Annotated in this window: 15 protein-coding genes, 1 tRNA gene and 5 pseudogenes; 12 read left to right on the forward strand and 9 right to left on the reverse strand. The window is 48.5% G+C overall.

The window, feature by feature from the left end; translation table 11 throughout:
* The first annotated feature begins 44 nt into the window (after positions 1-44).
* From ACQGXV_RS15945 to ACQGXV_RS15955, 3 genes are read left to right on the forward strand one after another with little or no spacing between them, the layout of a single operon-like run.
* Complete coding sequence (locus ACQGXV_RS15945) at positions 45-248, forward strand: hypothetical protein (RefSeq protein WP_440866888.1); 204 nt, start codon at positions 45-47, stop codon at positions 246-248.
* A 35-nt stretch (positions 249-283) separates the two neighbouring features.
* A complete protein-coding gene (locus tag ACQGXV_RS15950; RefSeq protein WP_440866889.1) occupies positions 284-1,495 on the forward strand; it encodes an IS256 family transposase in 1,212 nt (403 codons plus the stop codon).
* A gap of 3 nt (positions 1,496-1,498) precedes the next feature.
* Positions 1,499-2,236: a transposase family protein gene (locus tag ACQGXV_RS15955; protein ID WP_440866890.1), complete on the forward strand. Its 738-nt coding sequence runs from the start codon at positions 1,499-1,501 to the stop codon at positions 2,234-2,236.
* Positions 2,237-2,470: 234 nt separating this feature from the next.
* Here ACQGXV_RS15955 and ACQGXV_RS15960 read toward each other — a convergent pair whose 3' ends face one another.
* From ACQGXV_RS15960 to ACQGXV_RS15970, 3 genes and pseudogenes are all read right to left on the reverse strand, one after another.
* Positions 2,471-2,692 carry a hypothetical protein gene (locus ACQGXV_RS15960; protein WP_440866891.1) on the reverse strand — a complete coding sequence of 74 codons (222 nt, stop codon included), beginning with the start codon at positions 2,690-2,692 and terminating at the stop codon, positions 2,471-2,473.
* Complete coding sequence (gene istA, locus ACQGXV_RS15965) at positions 2,689-3,717, reverse strand: IS21 family transposase (protein ID WP_440866892.1); 1,029 nt, start codon at positions 3,715-3,717, stop codon at positions 2,689-2,691. Before istA ends, ACQGXV_RS15960 begins: the two co-directional genes overlap by 4 nt.
* Positions 3,718-3,797: 80 nt before the next feature.
* A pseudogene (locus tag ACQGXV_RS15970) lies at positions 3,798-3,980 on the reverse strand (Arm DNA-binding domain-containing protein); the annotation flags it as partial.
* Between the two features lie 35 nt (positions 3,981-4,015).
* Here ACQGXV_RS15970 and ACQGXV_RS15975 point away from each other — a divergent pair.
* Both ACQGXV_RS15975 and ACQGXV_RS15980 read left to right on the forward strand, forming a co-directional pair.
* Complete coding sequence (locus tag ACQGXV_RS15975; protein ID WP_440866893.1) at positions 4,016-4,381, forward strand: IS630 transposase-related protein; 366 nt, start codon at positions 4,016-4,018, stop codon at positions 4,379-4,381.
* Positions 4,305-4,838, forward strand: a complete 534-nt coding sequence (locus tag ACQGXV_RS15980; RefSeq protein WP_440862665.1) for an IS630 family transposase — start codon at positions 4,305-4,307, stop codon at positions 4,836-4,838. The genes ACQGXV_RS15975 and ACQGXV_RS15980 overlap by 77 nt, the downstream gene beginning before the upstream one ends.
* Before the next feature lie 21 nt (positions 4,839-4,859).
* Here the strand turns inward: ACQGXV_RS15980 and ACQGXV_RS15985 are convergent.
* Both ACQGXV_RS15985 and ACQGXV_RS15990 read right to left on the reverse strand, forming a co-directional pair.
* A pseudogene (locus ACQGXV_RS15985) lies at positions 4,860-4,982 on the reverse strand (Arm DNA-binding domain-containing protein); the annotation flags it as partial.
* Positions 4,983-5,153: 171 nt separating this feature from the next.
* Positions 5,154-5,229 (reverse strand) — tRNA-Phe (locus ACQGXV_RS15990).
* A 648-nt stretch (positions 5,230-5,877) separates the two neighbouring features.
* On the opposite strand from ACQGXV_RS15990, the pseudogene ACQGXV_RS15995 reads away from it, so the two are divergent.
* The 3 genes and pseudogenes from ACQGXV_RS15995 to ACQGXV_RS16005 all read left to right on the forward strand — a co-directional run.
* Positions 5,878-6,532, forward strand: a pseudogene (locus ACQGXV_RS15995) (Orn/Lys/Arg decarboxylase N-terminal domain-containing protein); the annotation flags it as partial.
* 70 nt (positions 6,533-6,602) lie between these two features.
* Positions 6,603-7,502, forward strand: coding sequence for a transposase family protein (locus ACQGXV_RS16000; protein WP_440866894.1), 900 nt, complete (start codon positions 6,603-6,605; stop codon positions 7,500-7,502).
* A gap of 52 nt (positions 7,503-7,554) precedes the next feature.
* Positions 7,555-9,223 (forward strand): annotated as a pseudogene (locus ACQGXV_RS16005) (ornithine decarboxylase); the annotation flags it as partial.
* A gap of 2 nt (positions 9,224-9,225) precedes the next feature.
* Here the strand turns inward: ACQGXV_RS16005 and ACQGXV_RS16010 are convergent.
* On the reverse strand, positions 9,226-9,375 hold the full coding sequence (locus ACQGXV_RS16010; RefSeq protein WP_440866895.1) for a hypothetical protein: 150 nt from the start codon (positions 9,373-9,375) through the stop codon (positions 9,226-9,228).
* Between the two features lie 107 nt (positions 9,376-9,482).
* Positions 9,483-9,608: a hypothetical protein gene (locus tag ACQGXV_RS16015; protein ID WP_440866896.1), complete on the reverse strand. Its 126-nt coding sequence runs from the start codon at positions 9,606-9,608 to the stop codon at positions 9,483-9,485.
* Between the two features lie 31 nt (positions 9,609-9,639).
* On the opposite strand from ACQGXV_RS16015, the gene ACQGXV_RS16020 reads away from it, so the two are divergent.
* Positions 9,640-9,831 (forward strand): hypothetical protein, encoded by a 192-nt coding sequence (locus ACQGXV_RS16020; RefSeq protein WP_440866897.1) that lies wholly within the window; start codon positions 9,640-9,642, stop codon positions 9,829-9,831.
* Between the two features lie 6 nt (positions 9,832-9,837).
* On the opposite strand, the gene ACQGXV_RS16025 is transcribed toward ACQGXV_RS16020, so the two are convergent.
* Positions 9,838-10,371 carry an IS630 family transposase gene (locus ACQGXV_RS16025; protein WP_440862665.1) on the reverse strand — a complete coding sequence of 178 codons (534 nt, stop codon included), beginning with the start codon at positions 10,369-10,371 and terminating at the stop codon, positions 9,838-9,840.
* Complete coding sequence (locus ACQGXV_RS16030) at positions 10,295-10,660, reverse strand: IS630 transposase-related protein (RefSeq protein WP_440866898.1); 366 nt, start codon at positions 10,658-10,660, stop codon at positions 10,295-10,297. The genes ACQGXV_RS16025 and ACQGXV_RS16030 overlap by 77 nt, the downstream gene beginning before the upstream one ends.
* Before the next feature lie 38 nt (positions 10,661-10,698).
* On the opposite strand from ACQGXV_RS16030, the gene ACQGXV_RS16035 reads away from it, so the two are divergent.
* The 3 genes and pseudogenes from ACQGXV_RS16035 to ACQGXV_RS16045 all read left to right on the forward strand — a co-directional run bounded on the left by ACQGXV_RS16035 (position 10,699) and on the right by ACQGXV_RS16045 (position 13,497).
* Entirely contained in the window at positions 10,699-11,313 is a 615-nt protein-coding gene (locus ACQGXV_RS16035) for an IS30 family transposase (RefSeq protein WP_440867454.1), read from the forward strand.
* A gap of 39 nt (positions 11,314-11,352) precedes the next feature.
* Positions 11,353-11,640: pseudogene (locus ACQGXV_RS16040) on the forward strand (solute carrier family 23 protein); the annotation flags it as partial.
* Positions 11,641-11,802: 162 nt separating this feature from the next.
* Positions 11,803-13,497, forward strand: coding sequence for an AsmA family protein (locus ACQGXV_RS16045; RefSeq protein ID WP_440866899.1), 1,695 nt, complete (start codon positions 11,803-11,805; stop codon positions 13,495-13,497).
* Positions 13,498-13,507: the final 10 nt, after the last annotated feature.

The following is a 13,507-nucleotide window of genomic DNA, read 5'->3' on the forward strand; positions in this document are numbered from 1 at the left end:
ATTGAGAATAAAAAGAGGTTTAACTTAGAGAATAAAGGTTTGAAATGATCAACAAAGAGCGGTTGTTACGAGATAATCGTTTATGTAAAGCAATCATTGGATTATCAGTCGAAGAATTGAAAAATTTAGCCGCTGAATTTTCAGCTTGTTATTTGATTTATCGGAAAAAGAATCGAAAAGATCACGAGCGGCAGATGGGTGCAGGGCAGAAAGGATTTATCCCAGAGAGTGTAAAAAGATCTGTGTAAATGGCATTTTGAGGAAAACCTTCAGAGGACAAAAAATGCCTATCAGCAACGAACTTATTGACCAACTGCTTCAGGATTGCCACTCCCCTCAGGAGCTTCTGGGTGAATCAGGCCTACTCAAGGAACTGACTAAAAGACTGGCGGAACGGGTTCTTCAAGCTGAGATGGAGATACACCTTGGGTATGCTAAGCATGACCCGGCTGGTAATAATTCAGGCAACTCCCGCAATGGCAAGACATCCAAGAGCGTACGTAGCCAAAATGGGGCGCTCGAGCTCGATATTCCGCGCGACCGCAACAGTACCTTCGAGCCGACACTGATCGGTAAGCACGAAAAGCAGCTTAACGGCTTCGATGACCGCATTATTTCTCTCTATTCCAGAGGGCTATCAACCCGTGATATTCAGGCACACTTTAAAGAAGTCTACGGGGTCGATGTTTCCGCTGGCTTCATTTCTCAAGTGACCAATGCCGTGATGGATGACGTTAAGCGCTGGCAGCAACGGCCGCTGGATGCGTTTTATCCCATTGTTTACCTTGACTGTATTGTGGTCAAAAGCCAGGACGGCGGAGCCGTGGCCAACAAGTCTGTTTACTTGGCTCTAGGCATCAACGGCCAGGGCGAAAAAGAGCTGCTGGGGCTATGGATAGCCAAAACCGAGGGGGCCAAGTTCTGGTTATCTGTAATGACAGAACTGAAAAATCGTGGGCTACAGGACATCTTCATCGCCTGCTGCGATGGCCTGAAGGGCTTTCCTGATGCCATTGAAGCTGTTTACCCGCATACGCGGGTACAGCTCTGCATCGTGCATCAGGTGCGGAACTCGCTGCGCTACGTCGGCTGGAAAGAGCGTAAACCCGTTGCTGCTGACCTCCGCACTATCTATAGTTCCGCAACGCTAGAGGGCGCTGAAGAGGCCCTGGATGCCTTCGCGGCCAAATGGGATGAGCAGTTCCCGACGATCAGCCCATCGTGGAGAAATAATTGGGAACGTCTCATCGTCATTTTTGATTTTCCGCCGCAGATCCGCAAGGTTATCTACACCACCAACGCGATAGAGTCGTTAAATGCTTCATTGCGCAAGATAACGAAAACGCGACGAATATTTCCAACGGATGACTCGGTGCTAAAATTATTCTATCTAGCCTTGCATAATATCTCGGCTAAATGGACCCTACCAATCAGAGACTGGAAACCGGCTATGAGCCAATTCATGTTGATGTATGGAGATCGGATTTCCGGTTAAGCGATGGAGCCATTTACACGAAATTCTTTACAGACTCTTATCCCAACCCCATTAGATAAACTGCTTTTTATTTTATTGTATTTAAAATGTTATCCGACCTATGATTTGCAAGGACTTCTTTTTGGTTTAGATAGAACACGGGTATGTCGCTGGGTAAAAATATTATTGCCGGTTTTAGAGATGACCTTGGGGCGAGAATGTGTTTTGCCCGCTCGTCAAATTCGCTCTGCTGAGGAATTTTTTCGCGCCTTTTCTGGAGTTAAAGACGTCTTTATTGATGGGACAGAGCGACCTGTCCAAAAGCCTAAGAATCTGCGTCGGCGAAAAAAAATGTATTCGGGAAAGAAAAGACAGACCACTCGAAAAGGGCTTATTATGACTGACGAAACAAGGCAAATTGGATTTATCCCCATGAGCAAAAATGGGCGCCGTCACGATAAACGCTTACTCGATAAAGTCGATATAATTCGCCATATTCCTCCTGAGGTAACCATCTGGGCAGATACCGGTTTTCAAGGTATAGATAAACAGCATCCTAATACACAAATCCCAAAAAAAGGAACTCGAAAAAGACCTTTATCGCCTGAACAAAAACAAGAAAATAAAATAATCTCGGGCATCCGTATTACAGTTGAACACGCCATCGCGGGTATCAAGCGTCTCGGTTGCATGACCCAAATTTTACGGAATCGTAGACCCTTTATTGATGATACGGCTTTGTTGAATAATTTAAGATACTGATTTATATAAGCATTATAAAATTTCAACGACTAATTTTTCCTCTCGGAATGCTTTTTATTGTGCTAACTATTTGATTTGTCGTTCTAACAAAATACATTCTCTGTAAATGCATTCTAACTAAAGAAGATGTAAATCAAACGGTTAAATTATTCAACAAAGCCTGATGATACCTTCTTACTCCTTAGCGCCGGTCTTTGGAATTTCCATCTCAGAACAGCGTAAAATTTACTTCAATCACCGAAACACCCTTATTTCACTATTAAGCAACACGCTTATAGTCTGCCGGCGCCGTTCGTTCAGCCCATCATGCTGAAGCTGTAAAGCAGCTTCAAGGAAGTCGGCATGAGTGCCGTTGCTGTCGATCGTCGTCTGAGCAACGGCGGGCCACTCAGCCGATAATCTATCGAGCTTAAGCTGCTCGCAGAGCGCTGCGATACGATCATGCTGGAGGTTCATGCTTCTACCTCCAGTAGCGCCTGATACGTAGCCAACGGGTGCTGGAGACTCTCTGTGGGTATGGGGCGCGAGCAACTCGCCGGTACCGGTGGAGGCAATGCCAGTGTTATCTTCGGCAATGGCAACAACGCAGCCCGCTCACGCGGCATGCGTTGTTCAGGCGGAATAGCGGTGGTGCCATGTTTACGGGTGTTGGCAACGGTGATCAACCACTCACCAATGCGTGCATTAGCCGCGGGGACGTCCAGTATCAGCCCAGCCTGGCGAAACGTGGCGGCAAGCGGCACAACAAAGCTGTTCTTGAGGTAATGGTTGAAGCGTTCGACCTTGCCCTTAGTCTTGGCGCGGTAGGGACGGCAAACTTTAGGCGTAAAGGCATACTTCTCAGCCAGTTGCATCAACTGTGGGTTCCAGCGATGCTTGCCGGGACCGTAGACATCCCGCTCAATAATGATGGCTTTGGCGTTGTCGAACAGCAACTGATGCGGAGTTACGCCAAAGAACTTAAGTGCAGACTCAATGCCGTCACACCAGGCTGCGGACTCCTGGTTGCTGTAGAACTTGACGAAAGTCGCCCGGCTCCAGCCCAGCGTAGCGACGAAGGCCAGCAACGGGTTATGGCCCTGCCTGACGATGGTGAAATCAACCTGCATCTGTACGCCGGGTTCGGTCTCAAAGCGCGTGACCGCCTCAGTAACGGGCTGCTTCATGGGGTGTAGAAATGCGGTAAGCATGCTATAGCCGCCATCATATCCCCGTTGGCCTATCTCGCGCAGCAGCACACTGGCCGGTATCCACTGTGGTCTGGCAGCAGCAACGCGCTCGAGAACATACGGCTTGAACGGGTCAAGCTTGCATGTTGTAGGCATACGCGGCTTGTAACGCATGTCAGCCACCGGTAGTGGACTACGGATATATCGTCGAACGGTCTCGCGGGAGCATGAAAGCTGCCGCGCGATGGCGCGGATGGACATGCCTTGACGGTGTAAAACGTGAATCTCCACTCTGGTCTCCAATGTCATCATTGGCAGTGCCTTAAAACTGCCATTTTTACCCTAGGTGGGTCAGATTTACATCGGCAGGTGGGCCAGTTTTACATCGGTAGCGACATATAGCGAAACGTTCTTGATTCATCCACTGAGGATTTTTCTGTCTTGCGAGGCAGTGAAGGGCAGACACCGGATGCCAGCAACTTACGCGCCGCATCGAGCTTTTCACGGGCTGCTGCCAATGAAATCAACGGGTAAGCGCCAAGGGCTAGGCGGTTCTCTTTACGGTCGAAGGTATATAGCTAAACGACTTAATTTTGATTACATTATTTAAATGAGCTATTCAATTGATTTTAGACGTAAAGTGATATCTACACGGAAAAACGAAGGGGTGAGTATCCGAGAAACAGCGAAGCAATTTCGGATTGGCCCTGCCTCTGTATCGCGTTGGATTAATCAAATAGAGTCAAAAGCATCGACCACGCGTCAGCGAAAGATCGATAAATCCGAGTTGATAAAAGATGTTGAACAATATCCAGATGCTTACCAAAAAGAACGTGCAGAGCGTTTTGGCGTTTGTCAGAAGGCCATTTGGCAAGCGCTTAAAAAGCTGGGATTGACCTATAAAAAAAACTCTACGTCATCCGAAAGCCGACGAAAACGCCCGGCAGGGATTTCAACAAAAAAAACAACAGTATGAAAAAGAAGGTAAACCTATTGTTTTTATTGATGAAAGTGGTTTTTCACACGATGCCCCACGGACTCACGGCTATTCCCCAAAAGGTCAACGGTGTTTTGGCCTGAAGAACTGGGGAGCTAGGGGAAGAACAAATGTTATCGGCGCTTTATTAGGCACAACGCTGTTTGCTATCGGATTATTTGATATCAATATTAACAGCGATGTTTTCTATGCCTGGGTCACACAAGTCCTTATCCCAGTACTCCCTAAAAACAGTGTAATCATGATGGACAATGCCACTTTTCACAAAAAACATAATATTCAACAAGTCATCATCGATGCAGGGTATATGGTGGAGTATTTGCCTACATATTCGCCAGATCTTAACCCAATTGAGCATAAATGGGCACAAGCAAAAAGCAAAAAAAGAGAGATGGGTTGCGATACAGAGAGTTTGTTCTCAGTCCATATGGTGTAATCAAAATTAAGTCGCTTGGCTATAACGGAAATACCACCGCTTAGCACCATGAGTAGATATCGTTAGATAAAGCCCTAACGTATCGGTGAGCTTGTATGATTTTTCGAGGTTTTTGGCCGAGCGGATCTTGCTATCAGTCAACATGGGCGGGTCACTCCGTTCATCGAACTGAATGCACCGTAATTTGACCCACTTTTTTCCGGATACCTAGGGATAACTAAGAATGCATCGGGAAAGATTTCTACGCCACTCTGCTTACATTACAAACACATAGGGATTTATAGGAATATATAGGGAGGCATAAAAAAGGATAGGTGGTGCCCGGACTCGGAATCGAACCAAGGACACGGGGATTTTCAATCCCCTGCTCTACCAACTGAGCTATCCGGGCAACGGGGGGGATTAAACCGTATTGGGTCAATGCCGTCAATGAGTTTATATCACATTCCCGTACGAATGCTGTGAATTCGAGCAGTAACGTGCGTTTTTGCAGCAACAATGCTTTTTTGGGGTTTAGGAGCCCGCCAGGCAAACGTTTTCTTATTAGGCCCCGTCAGTGTAGGGCGTATTGTGTTTGCTGAAAAACCGTGCCACTATGACGCCGTTTTTTACTCTCCATTCACGAGCGGTTAAAGAGGGCGTCACTATGTCAGATTCATTGCGCAAGGTGCTGGTTGTACGCGCCGGGCTGTCTATGATGCCTGCTAGTGGGTTCGGTTTCCGCTTGTCTGCATTCTCTCGATTATCCTCCTTCACCATGCGGTGAGGCGTTCTGATGCTCACTGTTAGGCATGAGTAAGAACAGCGCATCGCTCTGATTTTACTGATGTCTATCGGACGGGGCTGGATCCAGTTTCTCCTTACGTGTTAAGCCGTATAGGCAAAAAGCGGTATTTGTCAGTCGCACCGTCTGGTCTTGTCATAAGATTAATGTATATCTGTTTTAATCTGCGGATATGCCATCTAGGCCTGACAGTGATGACGCTTTACACGGTGCCTTTGCGCCACTACTCATCCTTAAGTGTTTGGGTTTGGTTAAATGAAACAGTTAAAAATTGCAGCGAACGCGACGGTTGCGGGCCGTCTTCATACCCAGCGAGAAATTGTCTCTCTGAGTCAAACCGACTTTACTGATGTGGCCGCGGTTGTCGTTTCTCTTGAAGAGGCGCGATGTGGGGTGTTGGCGCTGTTGCAGCACACCGGTTTCGGCATTCCGGCTTTCGTGGTGAACGAACCGTGGTATTCAGCAGATGACGTGTTGCCATCTGGCAGGAGCTGGCTGCGCGTTGACGGTGCGGGTGAGCACGCCCCGTTGCTGGAGAAAACCGCGGCGGATTATCAGGCCGGGTTATTGCCGCCGTTTTTCGATACGTTGTCCAAATATGTGGGTATGCGTAATTCCACCTTCGCCTGTCCAGGGCATCAAGGTGGCCAATTTTTTCGCAAGCATCCCACCGGGCGTCAATTCTTTGAGTTCTATGGTGAAACGCTCTTCCGTTCCGATATAGCCAACCGACTTAAAAATGATTACATCCTATGCCCTGATATGCGGCAAAGAAGCATAGCTGGCTGTTATCAAAATAATGTCGCTTGGCTATATCTGCAATGCGGATGTGAAACTGGGCGATTTGCTGATTCATGAAGGGGCGGCGAAAAAAGCGCAAAAGTTTGCGGCCAAAAAACTAGTTGCTGAATAGAGACTTGCATTTTTTGTCAGGCTATTGAGAATAAAAAGAGGTTTAACTTAGAGAATAAAGGTTTGAAATGATCAACAAAGAGCGGTTGTTACGAGATAATCGTTTATGTAAAGCAATCATTGGATTATCAGTCGAAGAATTGAAAAATTTAGCCGCTGAATTTTCAGCTTGTTATTTGATTTATCGGCAAAAGAATCGAAAAGATCACGAGCGGCAGATGGGTGCAGGGCAGAAAGGATTTATCCCAACCCCATTAGATAAACTGCTTTTTATTTTATTGTATTTAAAATGTTATCCGACCTATGATTTGCAAGGACTTCTTTTTGGTTTAGATAGAACACGGGTATGTCGCTGGGTAAAAATATTATTGCCGGTTTTAGAGATGACCTTGGGGCGAGAATGTGTTTTGCCCGCTCGTCAAATTCGCTCTGCTGAGGAATTTTTTCGCGCCTTTCCTGGAGTTAAAGACGTCTTTATTGATGGGACAGAGCGACCTGTCCAAAAGCCTAAGAATCTGCGTCGGCGAAAAAAAATGTATTCGGGAAAGAAAAGACAGACCACTCGAAAAGGGCTTATTATAACTGACGAAACAAGGCAAATTGGATTTATCCCCATGAGCAAAAATGGGCGCCGTCACGATAAACGCTTACTCGATAAAGTCGATATAATTCGCCATATTCCTCCTGAGGTAACCATCTGGGCAGATACCGGTTTTCAAGGTATAGATAAACAGCATCCTAATACACAAATCCCAAAAAAAGGAACTCGAAAAAGACCTTTATCGCCTGAACAAAAACAAGAAAATAAAATAATCTCGGGCATCCGTATTACAGTTGAACACGCCATCGCGGGTATCAAGCGCCTCGGTTGCATGACCCAAATTTTACGGAATCGTAGACCCTTTATTGATGATACCTTCTTACTCCTTAGCGCCGGTCTTTGGAATTTCCATCTCAGAACAGCGTAAAATTTACTTCAATCACCGAAACACCCTTATTTCACTATTAAGCAACACGCTTAAAGTGTTTAATGCCGACAAGACCTACTTCGTACTCAACGGCACTTCGTCAGCCAATAAGGTCGTGACCAACGCATTACTGACGCCGGGCGATCTGGTGCTGTTCGATCGTAATAATCATAAATCCAACCACCACGGCGCGCTGATTCAGGCGGGTGCGACGCCTATTTACCTAGAGACAGCACGAAATCCGTTTGGCTTTATTGGCGGGGTAGATGCGCACTGCTTTGATGAAGCTTATCTGCGTGGCTTGATTCGGGAAGAGGCTCCGCATCGCGCGGATGCGCCGCGTCCTTTCCGTATGGCGGTGATCCAGCTCGGTACTTACGATGGCACCATTTACAACGCGTGTCAGGTGGTGGATAGCATCGGCCACCTGTGTGATTACATCCTGTTTGACTCTGCCTGGGTGGGCTACGAGCAGTTTATTCCGATGATGGAGCAGTGCTCGCCACTGTTGCTGGAGCTGAATGAGAACGATCCGGGCATCTTTGTTACCCAATCGGTTCACAAGCAGCAGGCGGGCTTTTCGCAAACCTCGCAGATCCATAAAAAAGACACGCACATTAAAGGACAGAAGCGGTTTTGCAACCACAAGCGTTTTAATCACGCTTTTATGCTGCACGCTTCGACCAGCCCTTTTTATCCGCTGTTTGCCGCGCTCGATGTTAATGCAAAAATGCACGAAGGCAGCAGTGGCCGCCGTTTGTGGCTCGAATGCGTCAAGCAAGGTATCGATACCCGTAAGCAACTGTTGGCCCGCTGTTCGTTGATCAAACCTTTTGTTCCGGATCTGATCGACGGCGTACCTTGGCAGGATCACGCCACGGACGATATTGCGCAAGATGTGCGCTTCTTCAATTTTGAGCCGGGAGCAGCCTGGCATGCGTTTGAGGGATATGCACAAGGCCAGTATGTTATAGCTAAGCGACATTATTTTGATAACAGCCAGCTATGCTTCTTTGCCACATATCAGGGCATCGGCTGTAATCATTTTTAAGTCGGTTGGCTATATCGATCCGTGCAAACTGTTGCTGACGACGCCCGGTATTGATGCCAGCAGCGGTGAATACACTGATTTCGGTATTCCGGCCACCATTTTGGCCAACTACCTGCGTGAACATGGCATTATCCCAGAGAAAAGCGATCTTAACTCGATCCGGTTTCTGCTGACGCCAGCGGAAGATAGCGCCAAGCTGTCTCATCTGGTGGAAGCATTGGTACGATTTGAAACGTTGATTGCGCGCGATGCGCCGTTAAGCGAAGTGTTACCGAATCTCTATCACAAGTATGAACAGCGCTACACGTGCTATACGCTCCGTCAATTGTGTCAGGAAATGCATGATTTCTATGTCAGCCACAACGTGCAGTATTTGCAAAAAGCCATGTTCCGCAAAGCGACATTGCCGCGTGCCGTGATGTTGCCGCAGGCGGCAAACACTGCCTTTGTACGCGGGGATGTGGATCTCATCCCACTGGCTGAGGCTGAAGGGCGTGTCGCTGCAGAAGGGGCGCTGCCTTATCCGCCGGGCGTGCTGTGTGTGGTGCCGGGAGAAATTTGGGGCGGGGAGGTGCTGCGTTACTTCTTGGCGTTAGAGGAAGGCATTAAACGTATGGCCCCATTCCCAGTCGAAATGCAACAAAGTGACCCACTGGCCAGACCCGGATAAAATCACCGTTCTGGCCCTACTGGAGATCCCGTTGCATGCAGGGAAAACATCTGACTCACAAAGAGCGGTTCTACATCGAAAAACGGCGTGGTGATGGGGGCTTTGTTGAATAATTTAAGATACTGATTTATATAAGCATTATAAAATTTCAACGACTAATTTTTCCTCTCGGAATGCTTTTTATTGTGCTAACTATTTGATTTGTCGTTCTAACAAAATACATTCTCTGTAAATGCATTCTAACTAAAGAAGATGTAAATCAAACGGTTAAATTATTCAACAAAGCCGGTGATGGGGTTAACCAGGCCACCATCGCCCGGGAACTGGAGCTTCCTCGTTCTACCATCAGCAGGGAACTCAGACGCAATACCGACGCCGCTTTCAACGGGGTCTATTCCTGCAGAAGGGCCGAAACGTTGGCCAGAGGGCGGCGGCAGAAAACACGGCCGGACAGCGTGATTAACCAGCTTGAACCGCACATTCAGGACTTTATCATAACGGCGCTGTCTACCCACACCTCACCTGAGGTCATCAGTGGGAGCCTGGTCCTGGAATTTGGCCTGTCCGTCAGCAAGAACTCGCTCTATCGCTATAGCCAAGCGACTTAATTTTGATTACACCATATGGACTGAGAACAAACTCTCTGTATCGCAACCCATCTCTCTTTTTTTGCTTTTTGCTTGTGCCCATTTATGCTCAATTGGGTTAAGATCTGGCGAATATGTAGGCAAATACTCCACCATATACCCTGCATCGATGATGACTTGTTGAATATTATGTTTTTTGTGAAAAGTGGCATTGTCCATCATGATTACACTGTTTTTAGGGAGTACTGGGATAAGGACTTGTGTGACCCAGGCATAGAAAACATCGCTGTTAATATTGATATCAAATAATCCGATAGCAAACAGCGTTGTGCCTAATAAAGCGCCGATAACATTTGTTCTTCCCCTAGCTCCCCAGTTCTTCAGGCCAAAACACCGTTGACCTTTTGGGGAATAGCCGTGAGTCCGTGGGGCATCGTGTGAAAAACCACTTTCATCAATAAAAACAATAGGTTTACCTTCTTTTTCATACTGTTGTTTTTTTTGTTGAAATCCCTGCCGGGCGTTTTCGTCGGCTTTCGGATGACGTAGAGTTTTTTTTATAGGTCAATCCCAGCTTTTTAAGCGCTTGCCAAATGGCCTTCTGACAAACGCCAAAACGCTCTGCACGTTCTTTTTGGTAAGCATCTGGATATTGTTCAACATCTTTTATCAACTCGGATTTATCGATCTTTCGCTGACGCGTGGTCGATGCTTTTGACTCTATTTGATTAATCCAACGCGATACAGAGGCAGGGCCAATCCGAAATTGCTTCTCTGTTTCTCGGATACTCAACCCTTCGTTTTTCCGTGTAGATATCACTTTACGTCTAAAATCAATTGAATAGCTCATTTAAATAATGTAATCAAAATTAAGTCGTTTAGCTATATATCCAGCAGGAGCGCCGGGCCGGCGGTGAGCTGTATCAGCAGCTCCCTCATCGGGGTAAACGGTATAACTATCAGACCGATGAGAACAAACGCGGTCCTATTCCCAACCGTGTTGGCATTGAGCAGCGGCCGGCCGTTGCTGACCTCAAGCAGGAACCCGGGCATTTCGAGATTGACACCATCTTTGGCAAAGATCAGAAATCATTCCTGCTGACGGTGGTCGATAAAGCCGTCAAGCTGGTCATCATTCGCAAACTGCCCAACAAGCGAGCAGAGACAGTGGTAGCGGCCTTCAGGGACATCGTTGCCAATACCTTCTGCGAGTTTAAAACCCTGACTGCTGACAACGGTTCTGAATTTTCCCAGCACGGGGAAATTACAAAAGTCACGGGGGCACCGGTCTACTTTGCCCGGCCATATCATTCCTGGGAACGCGGGTTGAATGAGCATACCAACGGGCTGATACGGCGTTTTTACCCGAAGGGAACGGACTTCAATTATGTCACCCATCGCAAGGTTGCAGCACTCGAACACCTGCTCAATACGCGAGGCCGAAAATCGCTGGGTTATCGTTCTCCAAATGAGGTATTTTTAACGCACTTACAGGCGGCATAATGCCCTACCGTTTTGTTGCGTTTCGACTGGGAATGGGGCAGCGGCTTTGTGCAGCACATTCCTGAACCAGTACTGGGCGGCGCGACCATCGTGATGTTCGGCACCATTGCAGCCTCTGGCGTGCGCATTGTTTCACGCGAGCCGCTTAATCGCCGCGCTATCATGATCATTGCACTGTCGCTGGCTGTCGGCCTGGGCGTCTCACAGCAGCCGTTGATTCTGCAATTCGCGCCGGATTGGCTGAAAACCCTGCTTTCCTCCGGCATTGCCGCTGGGGGGATTACCGCGATTGTTCTGAATCTTGTCTTCCCGCACGAAGAAAAATAAAACCAGGCAGAGGCAATAGCGTCATAACTTGGGTATGATAAAACGGCCAGTGTGGAAACACTTGCCGTTTTTTATTGTCTGTAACCACGGTTAAGTATTGAGACGCAGGAAGAATTGCGGCATAACACAAGTACTCACGATGACAAGGCATGGACTGATACGATGAAATTTCTCGGGAAACTACTGCTCACCTTGCTGTTGCTAGCCCTGTTGGCACTGGTCATCGTTTACGTTGTGTTGCAAACCCACTGGGCCGCCAGCCGCGTCACTTCTTGGGTGAATGACAATACCGATTACCAGCTAACGCTCGGAAAAATAGAGCATAACTGGTTAGAAGCCGACCATATTGTGTTTAATGATGTCACTTTTGGTGTCAAAGGGCAGCCGTTGACCCTGGCGGCACGTAAAATGTCCTTTGGTGTAAGCGCACGGCAACTGACAGAACCGAGCCACTTTGCCAGTCTGGAACTGGAAGGCGGTACCTTGAATCTGCTGCCTGGCAGCAACATTGCCGTTCCGTTCATGGCCGATGTGCTGCAATTGCGCACCATGGCGCTGCAATCACAAGACGGTGATTGTTCGCTGAACGGGCAGCAAATTAACGGTGGCATTACCCCCTGGCAGCCGGAGCAGGGGCATCTGCTCGGTACGCAAGGTAATTTTCAACTCAGCGCGCGCTCGCTGCGCCTCAATGAGGTCCCCGCCAGTCAGGTACTGATTCAGGGGGAAATCAACAAAAACCAACTTACGTTAACCACCTTTGGCGCAGACGTTGCGGGCGGTCAGTTAACCGGTAATGCGCGACGTGCAGAAGATGGTAGTTGGCAGGTGGATAGCCTGCGACTGAGCAACGTGCGTTTACAAACCACGAAATCGCTGGAAGATTTCTGGCAACCAGTGGCTGAGCTGCCTTCGGTAGCCGTTTCCCGCTTTGATATGGTGGATGCCCGCATTGAAGGGCCCGGCTGGGCGTTTAGCGATCTCGACGTCACCCTGCAAAATATTACGTTCCGCCAGCACAATTGGGAAAGCGACGACGGCACGCTGTCGTTTAATGCCAGCGACATCGTCAACGGTAGCATGCACCTGATTGATCCTATTGTTAACCTTGCCGTTTCGCCGCAAGGGGTGGGCATCAAACAGTTTACCACCCGCTGGGAAGGCGGTTTGATGCGCACCGATGGCATGTGGACGCGCAATAACCACCGTCTGACCTTGAATGAAGTCGTGGTCGCAGGGATGGAGTATACCCTGCCCACGGATTGGCGTGAGCGCTGGCAGAAGACATTACCGGACTGGCTCAGCGATGTTGAGGTGAAGAAATTCCGCGCTAACCGTAACCTGCTCATCGATATCAACCCGGATTTCCCGTTCCAGCTCACCGCGCTGGATGGCTACGGCAATAATCTGTTGCTGGCGCGTCAGCACCAGTGGGGCGTTTGGCAGGGTACGCTGAATCTTAACGCCAGCGATGCCACCTTCAACAAACTCGATGTGCGCCGTCCTTCTCTCGCGCTAAACGCGAGCGATGCGCAAATAGCCATTACCGAACTGAGTGCGTTTACGCAACGTGGTCTGCTTGAGGCGCAAGCCACGATTGAGCAGCAACCTGGCCGTGCGTTCACGCTGTCATTAAACGGACGTTCAGTGCCGATGGATACCCTGACGCACTGGGGCTGGCAAGGGTCTGAAGCCCTGCCCAGCGCCGACAGCAATCTGCAACTGCGTTTAACGGGAAATCTGGCCGCCAACACGCCGCTGAAACCGACGCTGAGCGGTCTGTTACAGGGGACCACCAGCGATGGCACCGTCGTAAGGCAGCAGATTCAACACGGTGAAGTAAGCACCGCGCACTAATGGCCGTACC

The organism is Symbiopectobacterium purcellii (assembly GCF_052050035.1).
GTDB classification, from domain to species: domain Bacteria; phylum Pseudomonadota; class Gammaproteobacteria; order Enterobacterales; family Enterobacteriaceae; genus Symbiopectobacterium; species Symbiopectobacterium purcellii_A.